Annotated in this window: 16 protein-coding genes and 1 riboswitch; of the genes, 1 reads left to right on the top strand and 15 read right to left on the bottom strand. The window is 37.3% G+C overall.

Going from position 1 to position 16,594, the window contains the following annotated elements:
- From Q0507_RS06430 to Q0507_RS06360, 15 genes are all read right to left on the bottom strand, one after another.
- On the bottom strand, positions 1 to 676 hold a 676-nt coding region (locus Q0507_RS06430), incomplete at its 3' end, for a protein kinase domain-containing protein (protein ID WP_298714058.1).
- Positions 677 to 703: 27 nt separating this feature from the next.
- Positions 704 to 1,405 (bottom strand): Stp1/IreP family PP2C-type Ser/Thr phosphatase, encoded by a 702-nt coding sequence (locus tag Q0507_RS06425; RefSeq protein ID WP_298714055.1) that lies wholly within the window; start codon positions 1,403 to 1,405, stop codon positions 704 to 706.
- Positions 1,398 to 2,444: a 23S rRNA (adenine(2503)-C(2))-methyltransferase RlmN gene (gene rlmN / locus Q0507_RS06420; protein ID WP_298714052.1), complete on the bottom strand. Its 1,047-nt coding sequence runs from the start codon at positions 2,442 to 2,444 to the stop codon at positions 1,398 to 1,400. Before rlmN ends, Q0507_RS06425 begins: the two co-directional genes overlap by 8 nt.
- An 18-nt stretch (positions 2,445 to 2,462) precedes the next feature.
- Positions 2,463 to 3,818, bottom strand: a complete 1,356-nt coding sequence (rsmB, locus tag Q0507_RS06415; RefSeq protein ID WP_298714049.1) for a 16S rRNA (cytosine(967)-C(5))-methyltransferase RsmB — start codon at positions 3,816 to 3,818, stop codon at positions 2,463 to 2,465.
- Positions 3,799 to 4,593, bottom strand: a complete 795-nt coding sequence (locus Q0507_RS06410; RefSeq protein ID WP_298714046.1) for a DUF116 domain-containing protein — start codon at positions 4,591 to 4,593, stop codon at positions 3,799 to 3,801. Before Q0507_RS06410 ends, rsmB begins: the two co-directional genes overlap by 20 nt.
- Positions 4,577 to 5,587 (bottom strand): methionyl-tRNA formyltransferase, encoded by a 1,011-nt coding sequence (gene fmt, locus Q0507_RS06405; protein ID WP_298714043.1) that lies wholly within the window; start codon positions 5,585 to 5,587, stop codon positions 4,577 to 4,579. The genes Q0507_RS06410 and fmt overlap by 17 nt, the downstream gene beginning before the upstream one ends.
- Positions 5,580 to 6,068: a peptide deformylase gene (gene def / locus Q0507_RS06400; protein WP_295814102.1), complete on the bottom strand. Its 489-nt coding sequence runs from the start codon at positions 6,066 to 6,068 to the stop codon at positions 5,580 to 5,582. The genes fmt and def overlap by 8 nt, the downstream gene beginning before the upstream one ends.
- Before the next feature lie 13 nt (positions 6,069 to 6,081).
- Positions 6,082 to 8,265 (bottom strand): primosomal protein N', encoded by a 2,184-nt coding sequence (gene priA, locus Q0507_RS06395; RefSeq protein WP_298714040.1) that lies wholly within the window; start codon positions 8,263 to 8,265, stop codon positions 6,082 to 6,084.
- A 62-nt stretch (positions 8,266 to 8,327) separates the two neighbouring features.
- Positions 8,328 to 9,518 (bottom strand): methionine adenosyltransferase, encoded by a 1,191-nt coding sequence (gene metK, locus Q0507_RS06390; RefSeq protein ID WP_298714037.1) that lies wholly within the window; start codon positions 9,516 to 9,518, stop codon positions 8,328 to 8,330.
- 49 nt (positions 9,519 to 9,567) lie between these two features.
- A riboswitch (SAM riboswitch) is annotated at positions 9,568 to 9,668 on the bottom strand.
- 44 nt (positions 9,669 to 9,712) lie between these two features.
- The gene (locus Q0507_RS06385; protein WP_298714034.1) at positions 9,713 to 11,377 is read right to left on the bottom strand and encodes a SulP family inorganic anion transporter; all 1,665 of its coding nucleotides are present in this window, start codon (positions 11,375 to 11,377) and stop codon (positions 9,713 to 9,715) included.
- Between the two features lie 48 nt (positions 11,378 to 11,425).
- Positions 11,426 to 12,625, bottom strand: coding sequence for a bifunctional phosphopantothenoylcysteine decarboxylase/phosphopantothenate--cysteine ligase CoaBC (gene coaBC / locus Q0507_RS06380; protein WP_298714031.1), 1,200 nt, complete (start codon positions 12,623 to 12,625; stop codon positions 11,426 to 11,428).
- 52 nt (positions 12,626 to 12,677) lie between these two features.
- Entirely contained in the window at positions 12,678 to 12,893 is a 216-nt protein-coding gene (gene rpoZ, locus Q0507_RS06375; RefSeq protein WP_009351442.1) for a DNA-directed RNA polymerase subunit omega, read from the bottom strand.
- Between the two features lie 4 nt (positions 12,894 to 12,897).
- Positions 12,898 to 13,527, bottom strand: a complete 630-nt coding sequence (gmk, locus tag Q0507_RS06370; protein WP_298714028.1) for a guanylate kinase — start codon at positions 13,525 to 13,527, stop codon at positions 12,898 to 12,900.
- Positions 13,528 to 13,535: 8 nt separating this feature from the next.
- Complete coding sequence (gene remA, locus Q0507_RS06365) at positions 13,536 to 13,805, bottom strand: extracellular matrix/biofilm regulator RemA (protein WP_004695657.1); 270 nt, start codon at positions 13,803 to 13,805, stop codon at positions 13,536 to 13,538.
- A gap of 14 nt (positions 13,806 to 13,819) precedes the next feature.
- The gene (locus Q0507_RS06360; protein ID WP_298714025.1) at positions 13,820 to 14,701 is read right to left on the bottom strand and encodes a YicC/YloC family endoribonuclease; all 882 of its coding nucleotides are present in this window, start codon (positions 14,699 to 14,701) and stop codon (positions 13,820 to 13,822) included.
- Between the two features lie 127 nt (positions 14,702 to 14,828).
- Here Q0507_RS06360 and Q0507_RS06355 point away from each other — a divergent pair, with 127 nt between their 5' ends.
- Entirely contained in the window at positions 14,829 to 16,547 is a 1,719-nt protein-coding gene (locus tag Q0507_RS06355; RefSeq protein WP_298714022.1) for an NFACT family protein, read from the top strand.
- Positions 16,548 to 16,594: the final 47 nt, after the last annotated feature.

The raw sequence follows: 16,594 nt of genomic DNA, 5'->3' as shown, positions 1-16,594 counted from the left end.
GAACATGTTTTAATGCTACTGCAATTGGCGTTTCCCCTTCAAATGGTACACGACCAGTGAGCATTTCATACAATACAACACCTAGTGAGTAAATATCAGTATTTCCATCTACAGGTTTACCACTAGCTTGCTCTGGTGATAAGTAGTGAGCTGACCCCAAGATTGAATTCGTATACATAACTGTATTAGTTGCATTCATCGCGCGAGCAATGCCAAAATCAGTTACTTTAACACGACCCGTATTAGTAATAATTACATTATGTGGTTTTATATCACAGTGAACGATGCCCATTGTATGAGCGTGTTCTAAGCCTTCAGCTATAGCGATAGTAAATTTAACAGCCTCATCTATAGATAGTCTTCCATGACGAGTTATATATTTTTTTAAAGTTTCGCCATCTACATATTCCATGATAATGTAGTGTAGATTTTGATCAAAGCCTACATCATACATATTTACGATGTTCGGATGATTTAATTTACCTGCCGCTTGAGCCTCTCGTTTAAAACGAGTTACAAATTCATCATCATTAGCAAAGTTAGCATGCAATACTTTTATTGCTACTTGTCTACCTAGTAAGGTATCTTCTCCAAGGTATACGTCAGCCATTCCACCAACGCCAATTTTATCAACAATTCGGTAGCGGTTATCTAGAAGTATACCTTTTATATTCATAGTACTCATTATTTCTCCATTTCTAGATTAGATTGTTCCCACCACAATGGTCACATTATCTCCTGCTCCGACTTCATATACGGCTTCCATCAATGATTCAACAACCATCATATCATCATCAGTTGATTGTAATGCAGAAGCAATTACATCATCTGATACATAGCCGCTTAATCCATCAGTGCAAAGTAAAATACGATCACCGGGAAGAATAGATTCTACACCACTATCAACCTCTAATATTTGATCAACACCGACTGCGCGGGTCAATAAATTACGTTGAGGGTGACTTAGCATTTCATCCTTTGTAATCTCTCCAGCAGTTAATAATTCTTGTACCATAGAATGATCCGTAGTAATTTGTCTTAAAAGACCATCTCTATATACATACAAACGACTATCACCAACACTTGCCCAATATAGTTGATCACCATTTATTGCTGTAACAACTGCGGTAGTCCCCATACCTGCAAGACGTTCTTCGCAAGCAACGCGATTTACAATGCGTTGATTGGCATGAATGATAGCATCACATAAGTCTTGTTGACCAACCGTTTCAAGGGAGGTCAAATATTCTTTTATTTCATCTACAGCATAGGTACTAGCGATTTCACCACCACTATAACCACCCATGCCATCAGTGACAGCGCAAATATGACCATCAATAAAGAAACGGTCCTCGTTACGCTGACGCACAAGTCCAATTTTACTTAAACCAACAAAATTATTCATGATTCTCCTTTTTCCGACCATGAGCGGCCTTTAACTGCCCACATGCGGCTTGGATTGCATCGCCCATCTCCTTTCGTACCGTTACCGATATACCATAGGAGCTAACGATATCTTTAAATGTATTCATATTCGTAATAGATGGTTTATATAATTCAATATGTTCATTGCCATTAACGGGAATTAAATTAACATGACAATTTGGAAAATCTTTACAGATTTGCCCCAATGCATGAGCCTCCTCTATAGATGCATTTATAGAATCTATGAGAATGTACTCAAAGGTAATACGACGCTGTGTCGTATCATAATAATATTTTACCGCATCTAAGACTTCCGTCAATTCATAACGGGCGCCAACGGGCATGATACTACGACGCACTTCATTATTGGTAGCATGTAATGAAAGGGCCAACGTTATAGGCAATCCTTCATCAGCTAATTTATAAATATTAGGAACCCAGCCACAAGTGGAAATAGTCATCTTGCGATAACTAATATTACAAATCATAGGATCGTGTAACAATTGTAATGCTTTTAATACATTATCATAGTTCTGTAATGGCTCCCCTGCGCCCATAACGACAACAGAGTGTATTTCCTCTTTAGTAAGAGCCCCGAATATGACAACTTGTCCAATGATCTCTGCGACTGTTAAATCTCTGTATAAGCCACCCTGTGTAGAAGCACAGAAAACACATCCCATAGCACATCCCACTTGAGAGGAAACACATACAGAATAACCATAGTGTTGTTCCATCAAAACTGCTTCCACACGACTTTGATCTGTCATCTCTACAAGAATTTTGCGAGTCTTTCCGTCAGGGGCAATAGACTCTGTAATTAATGTAGGTAAAGAAATAACACAATTATTACCTAACCATTGTCGCAAGTCTTTCGGAAATTGTGTCATGTCTTCAAAATCAAAAATATATCTGTGATAAATATAGTCAATTAACTGTTTCGCTCGAAACTTTTGTATATTATGGGTCTTAAAGATAGATTGTAATTCTTCTAAAGACTTACCTAATAATTCTATCATGGTGCTCCATTTCTTATATTATGATAAGCGTTTCATACGAGCCATAAAGAAGCCATCCATATGATCTCGCGGTGGATAGGTTGTAATCATACCATCTATAGCTTGTGGTGCCCCTTTATATGATACAGGATCGATGATAAAATTCTTATGAATTGCCAAAAACTTTTCTAAAACATCCTCGTTTTCACCACTATTTATAGTACATGTGGAATATACTAAATATCCATTAACCTTAACCATTTCAGAAGCTTTTTCTAATATTTCAAGCTGTAACGGTGGCAGTTCGTTAAGTAAAGCTTCTGTTTTTCGCCAACGCATATCTAATTTCTTTTGTAATATACCTAGACCAGAGCACGGAGCATCAACTAAGACACGATCAAATTGTTCTTTCCAATTATCAGGTAGATGACGACCATCTTGAAGCTTAGTAGAAATAATAGATACACCTAATCGCTCAGCATTCTGATTCATGAGATTTAATTTATGATCGTAAATATCACAACTCATAATAGCCCCTGTATTATTCATAAGACTTGCCATATGCATTGACTTGCCACCTGGTGCAGCACAACAATCTAAGATACGCTCTCCTGGTTGAGGATCAACTACATGGGCAACTAGCATAGATGCTTTATCCATAAAGGTAATATGACCTTCAAGAACAAGTTTGACTTTTTCTAAATGACCTTGATGTCCATCAACATAAACTACTTCAGGGATATGTTCATCCTGTTCTACAATCCAACCTAAATCTTCTAGTTCTTTTAAACAGTCCTCAATAGATACTTTCACCGTATTTATGCGAGCCGTCAAACGAGGTTGTTCATTAAACCAAGCACAAAGATCTACAGTCTTGTCTTTTCCCATTTCTTTTATCCATAAGTTAACCAGCCATAATGGTTGATTGTAGATAAAAGAAATTTCTTCAGCTTCAGACTTGGCTAATTCACTGATAGAGATGCTATCACTTTCACGTAAAACCGAACGCAATACAGCATTTACAAAATCCGATAATCCTCTAGTTAGCTTTTTAGCAAGTTTAACAGATTCATTAACAGCCGCACTTTCAGGAACCTTATCCATGTAGATAATTTGGTATATACCAAGTCTAAGAATTTCCACAACCATGGAAGATAGTTTCTTTAAAGGTCGTTTTGCAAAGTGAACAATAATAGCATCTAAATAATTCTTTCTACGAATGACGCCGTACACAAGTTCAGTAAAAAATCTTCGATCTAAATCGGATAGATGATATTTCTGTAAATACTCTTGCAACTTAATATTTGCATAGGCGCCATTGCGATTAATATCACTTAATGCTTTTACAGCGAGCAAGCGAATATTCTGTTGTTGATTAGTCTTTACTTCTGTCATCGCTATTCCTACCAATCAATTGTTCTACTACTGCTCGAACACGTTCAGGGTCTACTGTTGTATTACAACATGGCCCATTAGGGCGTTCATTTAATACGCCAATAACTGGGATGGGAAATACATCAGCCATACCGCTTGCTAAATCTCGTTCGCAAGCTATTGCTACAATAGCTTTTGGTCGCGCTTCCTTTACCTTCATTCGCGCTAAAGTACCTCCAGTGACAACTATAAATTGACACCCGTAGTCTTTAGCAACTTGTAATAAATTACCAACTTGACATCGCCCACACTGCTTACAATTATATACATCATGCGTAACCTTATGAACACACGAGCTTTCTTGTAAACAGTGAGGTGTTAACAATAATATACGTTCTGGATCAACTGTATACATATCTAACATTACCAAATGATTGATTAAATCGATCATAGATTGACGTAGTTGATCCTTAGTAACCCCTCTCACCTTACCAATCGCCAAAGTCAATGGAAATAATCCATAAATAAACTGATTGGCTAGTCTTAAAACAATAGGATGTAACCGTATAATACCTAAACTAGCAACAATTAAGGATACGCACAATACCCATATAACACCAATAAGGATAGAAATAACTACACTACTTATAATAGGTGCAATTGAATGTAATTGTGAAAGCCCTGGCTCTAATACATACATTAGAAAACCTAGCACAGCTGTGAGTAAAGCACATGTAATAGTTGATAATATCAAGTATAACGGATACGTTTCGTACTGCTTATATTGAGTCCTCAAAAACAATACCTTCCTTTATCTGATGTCCATTTATAAAATCAGTGGCACTAATACGTTTCTTATTTTCAGGTTGCACTTCTGTTAGTAAGACTATATTTCCATCCCCACAGAATACGCCTAAACCCGCTATTTTAGATACCACTGTACCAGGTCTAGTTATAGCTGATAAAGCAATTGGCACATGCTTTCCATGAATATCTATCAAACAATGAGTCGTATCACTTGGAACCACTTCTCCAGACCATACTTTTAAACGTTTTCCGTCGAGATAAGTATAACATCCAGGTGCTGGATTAAGTCCTCTAATAAGATTTACAATTTCATTAGCAGGCTTAGACCAGTCAATCTGCCCCATTTCCTTTGTAATCTTAGCAGTGTGTGTTGCCATTGTATCATCTTGTGGAGTAGCCACAATTTCTCCATTAACCCAACGAGCTAATACAGGAACTATAGTTTCTCCCCCAAGTACAGCTATACGTTCAAATAACTGCCCTGTCGTTTCACCGGATAAAATATCGGTTTCCACAATATCGATGATGTCACCTGTATCAAGACCATCATCCATATGCATAATGGTAACACCCGTTTTAGAGTCCCCATTAATAATTGCATAATGAATCGGTGCAGCCCCTCTATAGCTAGGCAAAATCGAAGCATGAATATTAATACAGCCATATTGTGGCAACCTGATTAACCACGGTGGTAAAATCTTACCATATGCAATCACCACCACTACATCTGGTTTCAATGCTTCTAATTCAGCTCGAACTTGCTCATCCCGTAATGTAACAGGTTGAAACACTTGTAAATTATGTTCAAGAGCAGCAACTTTCACAGGAGGCATTTGAACTTGTTTACCACGCCCTTTTTGTTTATCAGGCTGACAATACACGCCAACAATAGAATGACCAGCTTGAATTAAAGCCTCTAAAGTTGGTACAGAAAAGTCTGGCGTCCCCATAAAAACGATGCGCAATTGTTTATTATTAGACAATTTCTTTCTCCTCTGGATGATCAGTAATTAATCGTAAGTTAGTTGCTTTTTCAATAAACAAATGACCTTCCAAGTGATCGATCTCATGTTGGAAAATACGTGCTAAAAATCCTTCTGCTTTAATAATTACCTTTTTATTATGTGGATCAATACCTTTAACGGTAATTTTATTAAAGCGTTCTACATCCCCAAAATAGCCTGGTACACTTAAACAACCTTCTGGCCCTACTTGAGAGCCTTCAGCATGTGTGATTTCAGGATTGATTAATGCAATAAGTCCACTACCAGCTTGATCATCTACTACGATAATTCGTTTAGAAACAGCTACTTGAGGTGCAGCAAGACCAACACCTTCTGTCTTATACATAGTTTCAGCCATATCATCGATAAGGGCTCTAAGTTTTTTATTAACATGCTCTACAGGTTCCGCCACTTGTTTTAAAACGGGATGACCTGCTTTTACAACATCTAATACAGCCATTGACACTCCTATACTACACGGGGTCCACGTCAATCAGCAGTCCTTCTTGCGTGAAAATCCATGAGTTATATATATATTCTTTCAAATTCGTTAAATCAGTACCGCGAATCATAATAGCTAGACGATACATATCACGCACCTTTTTTATAGGTGCTTCGTAAGGACCATTAATCAAAATATCTTGATTTTCCTTATGAGCCTCCAAATCATTTACAATATGATTTGCAATAGACTCTAATGCTTCCATATCTTGATGACGTACTACCATGTGAATCATCTCTCGAAATGGAGGATATCCTAAGGCTTTACGATTTTGAATTTCTTCATTGTAAAAGCCTACATAATCATGAGCCTTACTCTTTATTATAGCATAATTTAACGGATTGTATGTTTGTATTACAACGTTTCCCGTTTTATCACTACGACCAGCGCGTCCAGAGGTTTGAGTAAGTAAATCAAAGGTTCGTTCAGCAGCAGTATAAACAGGAATATTTAAAATTGAATCGGCCGTTAAAATACCAACAGCTGTTACATCTTTAAAGTCATGACCTTTCGATACCATTTGGGTTCCCAATAAAATATCGTATTTATGAGCTCCAAAGTCATGTAAGATATCTTCTGCTAATTGTTTGTTTTTAGTTACGTCTTGATCAAGGCGGGCAATGCGGGCTGATTTAAAATGACGTCGCAACTCTTCCTCTACCTTTTGTGTGCCGGAGCCAAAAAATTTAATGCGTTTACTATTACACTTAGAACAAACAGTTGGAATTGGTTCATGATGTTCACAGTAGTGGCAACGCAATTCTTCACCTGCTTGGTGATATACCATGGCTACATCACAATGAGGACACATGATAGTTTCCCCACAATCTCGACACATAACAAAGGTACTATAACCACGTCTATTCAGTAGGATAATCATTTGATTATGTTCATCTAATGTTTTTTGAATCAAACTACGCATTGCATCAGAAAAAACAGAGTAGTTACCATGCAGAATTTCTTCTTTCATATCTACTATGCTAACCTTAGGCATAGGTTGTTCAAAAATACGATGTGGTAGCTCTAGTAAATGGTATTCCCCTTGCTTAGCTTTATAGTAGGAAGTAACAGATGGTGTAGCAGAACCTAAAATAACAGGACAACCATGTGTCTCTCCACGCCACAACGCCACATTACGTGCATGATAGCGGACCATATCCTCTTGCTTATAAGACGTATCATGTTCTTCATCGACCACAATAAGCCCAATATCCTCTGCTGGCGCAAATACGGCTGACCGTGCGCCAATAATAATGTGACTATCCTTACGTCGCAAACGCTCCCAATTATTGTTCCGTTGTTGTACCGTCAATTTACTATGAAATACTACGACTTCATCACCAAAGGTTTCCACGAATCGCCGCACAATTTGATCGGTCAATATAATTTCAGGCACCAAGATAATTGCCGTCTTATCTTGACTAATGCATTTAGCTGTAGCACGTAAATATAATTGAGTCTTGCCACTACCAGTTACACCATGAAGTAAAAAGGTTTTATGTTCATGGCTATTCATTGCTTCTTGTATTGGTTTATATACAGCTTGTTGAGCTTCAGTAAGAGGAATATTAACCTCTTCTGTTAAAAGCTCATCAAATGTCGTTTTTGTGGCTTTAAAACGTGATTCAACAGTAATCCCCTTGGCTTCACTTACTTGCTTTATGACCATACGAGAAAAGCCCTTAGCTAACAGTAACGCCTTAGATGCTCCGCCCACTTCAAGTAAGTATTTTGCTAATTCGCGCTGCTTTTTTTTTCGTTCACTAAATTGAGCCACCGAAAATTCTGGCATAACTACAAGCCATTCTTCCTTTGGTGCCTCGTAGGATTTTAAGGTCTTATTCACCGTAAACAATCGCAACGCATCGCCATAGGAGAATAAATAATACTCATTTAGATGACGAGCCGTATCCATCATTTCTGGTGTAAACCAAGGTTCACTATCTAATACTTGTACGATATTTCTCAAGGTAAACTCAGGTGGCTCTATTAATTCTTCGTAACCAATGAGAATGCCTTCTTCACGACTATGTCCTAAAGGAATGAGTACGCGCGTACCAGGTAAGACATTACCAAACTTTTCAGGCATTATATAGCTTAATGGTTTATGAAGTTGTTTGGCAGGTCTGTTAATAATAACTTGTGCTACGCGCATACATTATTTCCTTTCATTTACTATAAAAGGTCTCAGTAGAAATTCTACTAAGACCTTTTGTATTATAAGCCAGCTTCTTCTTTTAGAATTTGTGCTTTATCTGTACGTTCCCATGGTAAATCTACATCGGTTCTACCAAAGTGACCATACGCAGCAGTTTTGCGGTAATGAGGTTTTAACAAATCAAGCATTTCAATGATACCTGCTGGACGAAGGTCGAAATGTTTCTTAACAAGTTCTTGTATTTTAGTTTCCTCAACGTGACCTGTACCGAAAGTGTCAACCAAGATAGATACAGGATGAGCAACGCCGATCGCATAAGCAACTTGTACTTCACATTTATCAGCAAGACCTGCTGCTACAACGTTTTTAGCGACATAACGCGCTGCGTATGCTGCAGAACGGTCTACTTTAGATGGATCCTTACCGGAGAATGCACCACCACCATGACGAGCCATACCACCATAAGTATCTACAATAATTTTGCGACCAGTTAAACCAGCATCACCATGAGGACCGCCGATTACGAAACGTCCAGTTGGATTGATAAAGTATTTAGTATTTTCATCAACAAATTCAGCAGGCAATGCTGCATCAATAACATAACGTTTCAAATCAGTTTTAATTTGTTCTTGCGTTACTTCAGGACTATGTTGTGTAGAGATAACAATTGTATCAATGCGTTTAGGTTTACCATCAACATATTCAACAGTAACTTGAGTTTTACCATCTGGACGTAAATAAGTTAAAGTTTCATCTTTACGAACTTCTGCTAGACGACGGGATAAACGATGCGCCAAAGAAATTGGTAAAGGCATAAGTTCAGGTGTTTCATTAGATGCATAACCAAACATCATACCTTGGTCACCAGCACCGATTTTATCAAGTGCTTCCCCCTTACCGTCTTTAGATTCAAGCGCTTCGTCAACGCCCATAGCGATGTCAGCAGATTGTTCATCGATGGATACAAGTACACCACAAGTATCACAGTCAAAACCAAATTTTGCACGAGTATAACCAATTTCACGAACTGTATCACGTACGATGCGAGGAATATCTACATAAGTGTGAGTAGAAATTTCACCTACTACATGAACTAGACCAGTAGTAACTAAAGTTTCACAAGCTACACGAGCAGTTGGATCCTTTTCAATAATCGCATCCAAAACAGCATCAGAAATTTGGTCAGCTATTTTATCTGGATGGCCTTCAGTAACAGATTCAGAAGTAAAAAACATATGTTTTTCAGCCATTTTATCCTCCTAATACGAAAAAAAGCCTCTCATGCACTCATGAGAGACCCTCCCATCTAACGACATTTGTCATAGGAATTAGCACCTTTTCCCCTTGGAATGGTTGCTGTAGCTTCACAGGGCCTATCCCTCCGCTACTCTTGATGAGTTACAGAAACATTATAGTGTATTTACAGTAAGAAAGCAAGTCATTATTATACTTCTTTCGCCTCTTTTAAAGCTAAATCATGTTCAGCCTTATGAAGGGCACTTTCAAACTGACGATACATATGATGACGCCCTAGAATATCTAAAAAGTCAGATTTATACATTTCTCTACGAATATCGTAACTCACATCACTGAGTAAAACCTCAATACCTCTCTTTTGAAGCTCTTCAATAATGCCACGTAGAATACGTAAACCCGTCAAATCTACAAACGGCACTTTTACAAAACGAATGATTAAATATTTAGGATCTTTATGTATAGAATTTAATGCTCTATCAAATGCACTTATAGCACCAAAGAATAATGGTCCCTCTACGGTGTACACCATTATTTCTGGATGGATTGTAATTTCATGCCTAATTTGTGCTGATAATTCGGCACTACTTGCTTCATGCACATCGATTGTATTAACCATTTTACGCATGAACTGTAATACGGCAATCACTACACCAACATTTACAGCTACTACCAAATCCGTAAAAATTGTCAGGAAAAAAGTAAGCAATAAAATTACTTGATCTGGGCGCGGTGCAAGGATAAGCATTCGTATAAAACGTGGTACATCACTCATATTGTAGGCTACTATAAATAATATGGCCGCCATAGATGCCAATGGAATATACACTGCATAAGGAGCTAAAAATAACAAGATAGCACCTAATGTAATGGCATGAACAATGCCTGCCACCGGTGAATTACCACCTTGTCGAATATTTGTGGCAGTGCGTGCAATAGCACCTGTCGATGCAATTCCTCCAAACAATGGCGCAAATATATTAGCTAATCCTTGTCCAAACAATTCAGTATTAGATTCATGCTTGGTACCGCTCATACCATCAGCAACAACTGCAGACAACAAGGATTCAATAGCTCCTAGCATGGCAATTGTAAAAGCAGGACCTATTAAAGTTAAGACTTTATCAAAGGTCAAGTTTGGTACAGAAAAATCTGGTAAACCTTGAGGTATACCACCAAAAGCACTGCCAATAGTTAAAACCGTAGGAAATTGGTAGATAGCTTGAATAATGGTGGCAATAATCATAGCTACAATAGGAGCAGGAATTTTATTAATATATGGAATTTTAGGCAAAACTAACAATAAAGTTAAGCTAAGGAGTGCAATTCCCAATGTAGGTAAGTCAGAGTATGGTAAGGACTGAATCATAGCCCATAATTTTTCATGGAAATGAGCCATATACGGCAACTGCGGAAAACCAAAAAAATATGGCCATTGTCCTACCCAAATCGTAACACCAATACCTGCAGTAAAGCCCATGATAACAGGTGTTGGTATAAACCGAATTACCGTTCCTAACTTTGCAACGCTCATTAAAACGAGAATAATCCCTGCCATCATGGTCGCAATTTGTAAGCCTTCAAAGCCATAGTTGACAACGATACTACTTAATAAAACAATAAATGCCCCTGTAGGTCCTGCAATCTGAACAGGAGATCCACCAAATAAGGACACAAAAATACCTGCAATGATTGCCGTATATATACCTGCCTGAGGTGTAACTCCACTAGCAATAGCAAAGGCCATCGCTAAAGGCAGTGCCACAACTCCTACGACTAATCCGGCAATAATATTATTACTCCATTGCCCTTTCCCTAAAGAACCCTCTAAATATGCTTTTTGTATAGCAAACATATAACAAAACACACCCTTCTTAAAACAACACACCAGAATTAATTTATGTTAGCTTTGTCTGTTTGCTACTAAGTTAATAACCTCTTTAAGGATATGTCGAGCAAGGTCGGATTTTTTCATATTAGGCAATTCTTTAGGCTCTTTATCAGGATATAAGAAATAGCCTTCATTTGTATCTACATTAAAACCTGCATTAGATTTGCTTACATCATTGGCTACAAGCATATCTAGATTTTTTCTAGCAACTTTATCTTGACCATATTTGATTACATGTTCTGTTTCTGCCGCAAAACCAACGAGAATTTGATGGCTTTTTTTAGAGCCTAAACCTTGTAAAATGTCTGGGTTTTTTACAAGTTCTAAAGTCATAGATTCCATTTTTTTAATTTTTTGTTCTGCTTTATGAAGAACTCTAAAATCAGAAACCGCGGCAGCCATGATAACTACATTGACATCATCATAACGAGCTTCAACAGCCTCCTGCATAGATATTGCAGAATCTACAGAAACAAAGTCTACGCCACTTGGTACAGGTAAAGATGTGGAAGCACTTACTAAAATCACCTTAGCCCCCATGCGTGCAGCTTGTTCTGCAATAGCATATCCCATCTTACCACTAGAACGATTTCCGATATACCGAACAGGATCGATATTCTCCTGTGTTCCACCAGCTGTAACGAGTATAGTAGTACCTTCAAGCTCATTGGTACTGCACATTTTAGATTCTAGCCACTCCACAATTGCTTCTGGTTCCGGTAAACGCCCTACACCAGTAATGCCACAAGCAAGCCAACCTTCTGCGGGTTCCATAATATGATAGCCCAAGGAACGCAATCCTTCCAAATTACGTTGGGTAATAGGATTATTATACATTTCTGTATTCATAGCAGGACAAAGGTATTTAGGTGCTGTGGTAGCCATAATTGTTGTAGTTAACATATCATCAGCAATGCCTGCATAAATTTTTCCGATCACATTTGCTGTTGCAGGCACAACTACATATGCATCTGACCATGTAGCCAATCCAATATGTTCTACATCCCATTGATGTACTTGTTCAAACATGTCTAGAGATACAGGGTGTCCACTGATTTCACCAAACGTTAAGGGTGACGCAATATGCGTAGCATTTTGTGTCATTACAACCTTTACTTCGGCCCCTTTTTTACGAAGTCTGCTTACTACTTCAATTGCCTTATACGCTGCAATACCTGCAGATACTGCGACAATGATATGTTTTCCGCGCATATTTTTCTCCTTTTAAAAATTCCTTGTATCATAGATACAAGGAATTGGTTTTTTATTTAATGCCTTCTTTAGTGCGTTTATATGTCACTTCACCTTCGGCAATTTCATAAAATGCCAAGGATACAGGCTTGTCAGTTGCATGTGTAGATTCTGCTAAGCAAGCTTCGCCATCTGTTAATTCGCGAGCGCGTTTAGCCGCTAAAGTTACCAATGTATATTTACTATCTACTTGACTTTCCAATTTTTTTAATGGAGGTTTTACCATCATACTATCACTTCTCCTTAGACTCTTGATATTGTTTATAAATATATTGAATTTGTTCTTTATTACGACTAATCTTACAAGATTCAGCTCGTAAGATTGAGGCAACCTTTTCAGACGCCTCCGCTAAGTCATCATTTACAACGATATAGTCATAACGATGGGCTAGTGCCAACTCAGAACAAGCTAATGACAATCGTTTATCAATGACCTCTTTAGCATCAGTGCCACGATTATGTAAACGCTCAGATAATTCAGTTAAAGATGGCGGTACAATATAGATAAATACGGCATCACTAAAACGTTCCTTAACCTGCATTGCGCCTTGAATATCGATTTCTAATAGCACACTTTTGCCATCATCTAATAAATCCATTACATGTTGTTTTGGTGTACCATAGTAATTATCATATACCTTAGCATATTCTAAGAATGCGTCTTCACTAAGTAAAGACTCAAATTCCTCCTTAGAGCGGAAGAAATAGTTAATTCCTTCCTCTTCGCCTACACGGGGAGCACGAGTTGTCATAGAAACGGAATAAACTAAATTAGGCATTTCTTTGCGAATATTCGCACAAATCGTACCTTTACCTGCGCCAGATGGCCCGGATATAACGATTAATAATCCTCTGTCTGACATATGCACTCCTATGATTCCACTGTATCTACATCTACATCATGTTGCACAAGTCGATGTGCTACGGTTTCAGGTTGAATTGCAGATAATACAATTTGACCACTATCCATAACTAATACAGCACGAGTCTTACGACCATATGTAGCATCAATGAGCAATCCCTTGTCTCTAGCATCTTGAACCATCCGCTTTATAGGAGCAGATTCAGGACTAATGATAGCCATAACACGGTTAGCAGATACCATATTACCAAAGCCTATATTCAGTAATTGAATACTCATTCATGGACCTCCTATTACTCTACATTCTGTACTTGTTCTCTAATTTTCTCTAACTCACATTTAAGTTGAACCACAAACTCAGTAATATTCGAATCCATTGCTTTGGAGCCGATTGTATTTACTTCACGATTCATTTCTTGCAAAATAAAATCGACCTTACGACCGATTGAGTTCGCATCTGCAAGTGTATTTTTTAATTGTACCACATGAGAGGTAAATCGGACAATCTCTTCCGTAATATCAGTCTTATCAGCTAATAGAGCAATTTCCTGTATAAAACGTTCTTCACTAATACTCGCCTCTAAAGAAACCAAGTATTCTTGTATCTTAGTTTTAATATGCTCCCGATACGCTTCTACAGCACCAGCTTTATTAGTGTCGATTTTAGTAATGATATTTTCAAGTGTTCCGATACGCTCTAATAGATCCTGCTTGATATGTTGACCTTCCGCAGTTCGCATTGCTATTAAAGCATCTAATGCTTGAGTAGTTGATTCTTTTACTATATCTGAAAGTAATTCTTCTTCAATTGGTGTATCTTGTTGTTGAATCCATTCGTTAGAAATTGAATTTACAGCTTGTAAAGGTACCTTTTTGGGGTCATCATAAAACTCCTCTTGTACCAATAACTCTTGTATTTGCTTTCTCAATACACTATTAATGGTGAAAGTTCTAGGTCGCTCTCCTGCATCTAGAATAGAAACTGATACCTCAACCTTACCACGAATAATGCGATCTTGTACCATTCCACGAATAATACTTTCAAAAGGATTCATTTGTTTTGGACTACGAATAAATAGATCCAAGAAACGTGCATTTACGGACTTAATTTCTACAGTACAGGTAATGCCATCTTTGGTTGCTGTACCCGAACCAAAACCGGTCATACTTTTCATAAGTCATCCTCCTTAGTAGTTTTTATTATTGTACCACGAATTACACAATCCGTGTTTAAATACTAAGAATTATATGTACACTATGGTATACTAAACTATACTTCTAAATATATTTGAAAGGAGTACTATGAATTTAGACGGACTTACCATGTCTGTACTCGCTAAAGAAATAAACGAGCGATTACAAACAGGTCAAATACAAAAACTATATCAAATAGATAAAACTACATTATTATTTAAAATTCGAGCACTCAACGAAGACCGAAACTTGATTATTACCGTAGGTGCTACACCAGCAATGTATCTTAGTCAACCACTGCAAGATCTACCAAAAGAACCAAGCTCACTTTGTATGTTCTTACGAAAGCATATTGAAGGTAGCCGTATTGTAAAGGTGGAACAAATCAATGGCGACCGAATCATGTGCATCCAAACGGATAAATTAGAAATGGACGGTTCTATTACGAGTACATATATATATGTTGAATTAATGGGCAAATATTCCAACTGTATTTTTGTACAAAACGGTATTATTTTAGAATCTTTAATTCACGTATCTCCACTCATGAACCGTGAACGATCTATTACTCCAAAGCTACAGTATGATTTACCACCAAATGCTAATCGCGTAAGCTTAATGGACTTTGATTGTGATGAAATCAAAAATCTACTCACCTCTTTTGGTAATGGTTCCGTACAGCAATCTATTCGATCTATCTTTAACGGCTTTGGCAAGCCTTTATTGGATGAAGTTTTATATATTTCCAAGCTGAATGGTGAAGAAATCATAACTGATTTAGATACTTCCCAACTAGATATGTTTACTAAAGCTTTGTATCACCTCAAAGAAAAGCTAGAAAATAGCAGTGGTTTGTTTACTTTAGTCAACGATAACAATACAAAGGCTCACGCAAGCATCTTATTACATAACTATAAGGTATTAAAAGAATACAGTACTATTTCTGAAGCCTTAGAAGAATCCATTCATAACACAAAAGCAATTCATACAGCTGATAAAGAGTTAGAAAAAATCTTAATAGCAGCCATTAAAAAGGAAGAAGGTCGCCATCAAAAGATTAAAGATGAATTAGAAGATACTAAAAAAATGGAAACCTATAAATTATATGGTGATCTTCTAATGATAAATGCACACCTTCAAGTGCAATACGAACCTTCTATTGAATTGCAAAATCTTCTTTCCGAAGAAAATGAAACCTTAACTATTCCTTTAAAGCCAAACTTAACGATTGTGGAAAATGCACAATGGTACTATAAGCTTTATACAAAACTAAAAAATCGTATGGTTAGCGGCGAGTACCAACTCAATGCAAGTACCACAAAACTAGCATACTTACAATCTATTCTGTACAGTATCTCCTTAGCCACTACTCGTGAAAGTTTAGAAGAAATACGTAAAGAATGCATGGATGTAGGTATCATAAAAAAATCAAAAAAACCATTATCTTACAAGCTAGGTAAATCTAACTACATTCACTTAACAATTGATGAAGGTGAAATATTCATCGGTCGTAACAATCAGCAAAACGAATATTTAACACACCGATTTGCAAAGCCAACTGACATTTGGTTTCATACACAAGATATCCAAGGGTCGCACCTTATTTTACGGCTCAATGTTGAGCCAGACGATATGATTTTATCTAAAGTAGCACAATACGCAGCCTACTTTAGCAAAGCTCGTGATACTAGTAAGGTCCCGGTAGATTATACATACATTAAAAATATCAAAAAGCCCCCTGGATCTCCTTTGGGATTTGTTATTTTTAATACACATCAAACTATGATTGTGGAACCTAAAAAGCCGGACAACTATAATGAATCATAACCACCCGTAAAACGGGTGGTTTGCTCTGACCCTATAAGGGTCTTTCT

This window comes from uncultured Veillonella sp., assembly GCF_938010505.1.
Taxonomy (GTDB): Bacteria; Bacillota; Negativicutes; order Veillonellales; family Veillonellaceae; genus Veillonella.
This window is presented reverse-complemented; position numbering and strand designations above follow the sequence as displayed.

What these genes read in the sequence shown, in the direction of transcription:
- gmk (WP_298714028.1), bottom strand. Translation starts at nt 13,527, where the DNA reads ATGTCAGACAGAGGATTATTAATCGTTATATCCGGGCCATCTGGCGCA.
- def (WP_295814102.1), bottom strand. Translation starts at nt 6,068, where the DNA reads ATGGCTGTATTAGATGTTGTAAAAGCAGGTCATCCCGTTTTAAAACAA.
- remA (WP_004695657.1), bottom strand. Translation starts at nt 13,805, where the DNA reads ATGAGTATTCAATTACTGAATATAGGCTTTGGTAATATGGTATCTGCT.
- Q0507_RS06355 (WP_298714022.1), top strand. Translation starts at nt 14,829, where the DNA reads ATGAATTTAGACGGACTTACCATGTCTGTACTCGCTAAAGAAATAAAC.
- priA (WP_298714040.1), bottom strand. Translation starts at nt 8,265, where the DNA reads ATGCGCGTAGCACAAGTTATTATTAACAGACCTGCCAAACAACTTCAT.
- rlmN (WP_298714052.1), bottom strand. Translation starts at nt 2,444, where the DNA reads ATGATAGAATTATTAGGTAAGTCTTTAGAAGAATTACAATCTATCTTT.
- rpoZ (WP_009351442.1), bottom strand. Translation starts at nt 12,893, where the DNA reads ATGATGGTAAAACCTCCATTAAAAAAATTGGAAAGTCAAGTAGATAGT.
- metK (WP_298714037.1), bottom strand. Translation starts at nt 9,518, where the DNA reads ATGGCTGAAAAACATATGTTTTTTACTTCTGAATCTGTTACTGAAGGC.
- Q0507_RS06385 (WP_298714034.1), bottom strand. Translation starts at nt 11,377, where the DNA reads ATGTTTGCTATACAAAAAGCATATTTAGAGGGTTCTTTAGGGAAAGGG.
- coaBC (WP_298714031.1), bottom strand. Translation starts at nt 12,625, where the DNA reads ATGCGCGGAAAACATATCATTGTCGCAGTATCTGCAGGTATTGCAGCG.
- rsmB (WP_298714049.1), bottom strand. Translation starts at nt 3,818, where the DNA reads ATGACAGAAGTAAAGACTAATCAACAACAGAATATTCGCTTGCTCGCT.
- Q0507_RS06425 (WP_298714055.1), bottom strand. Translation starts at nt 1,405, where the DNA reads ATGAATAATTTTGTTGGTTTAAGTAAAATTGGACTTGTGCGTCAGCGT.
- Q0507_RS06360 (WP_298714025.1), bottom strand. Translation starts at nt 14,701, where the DNA reads ATGAAAAGTATGACCGGTTTTGGTTCGGGTACAGCAACCAAAGATGGC.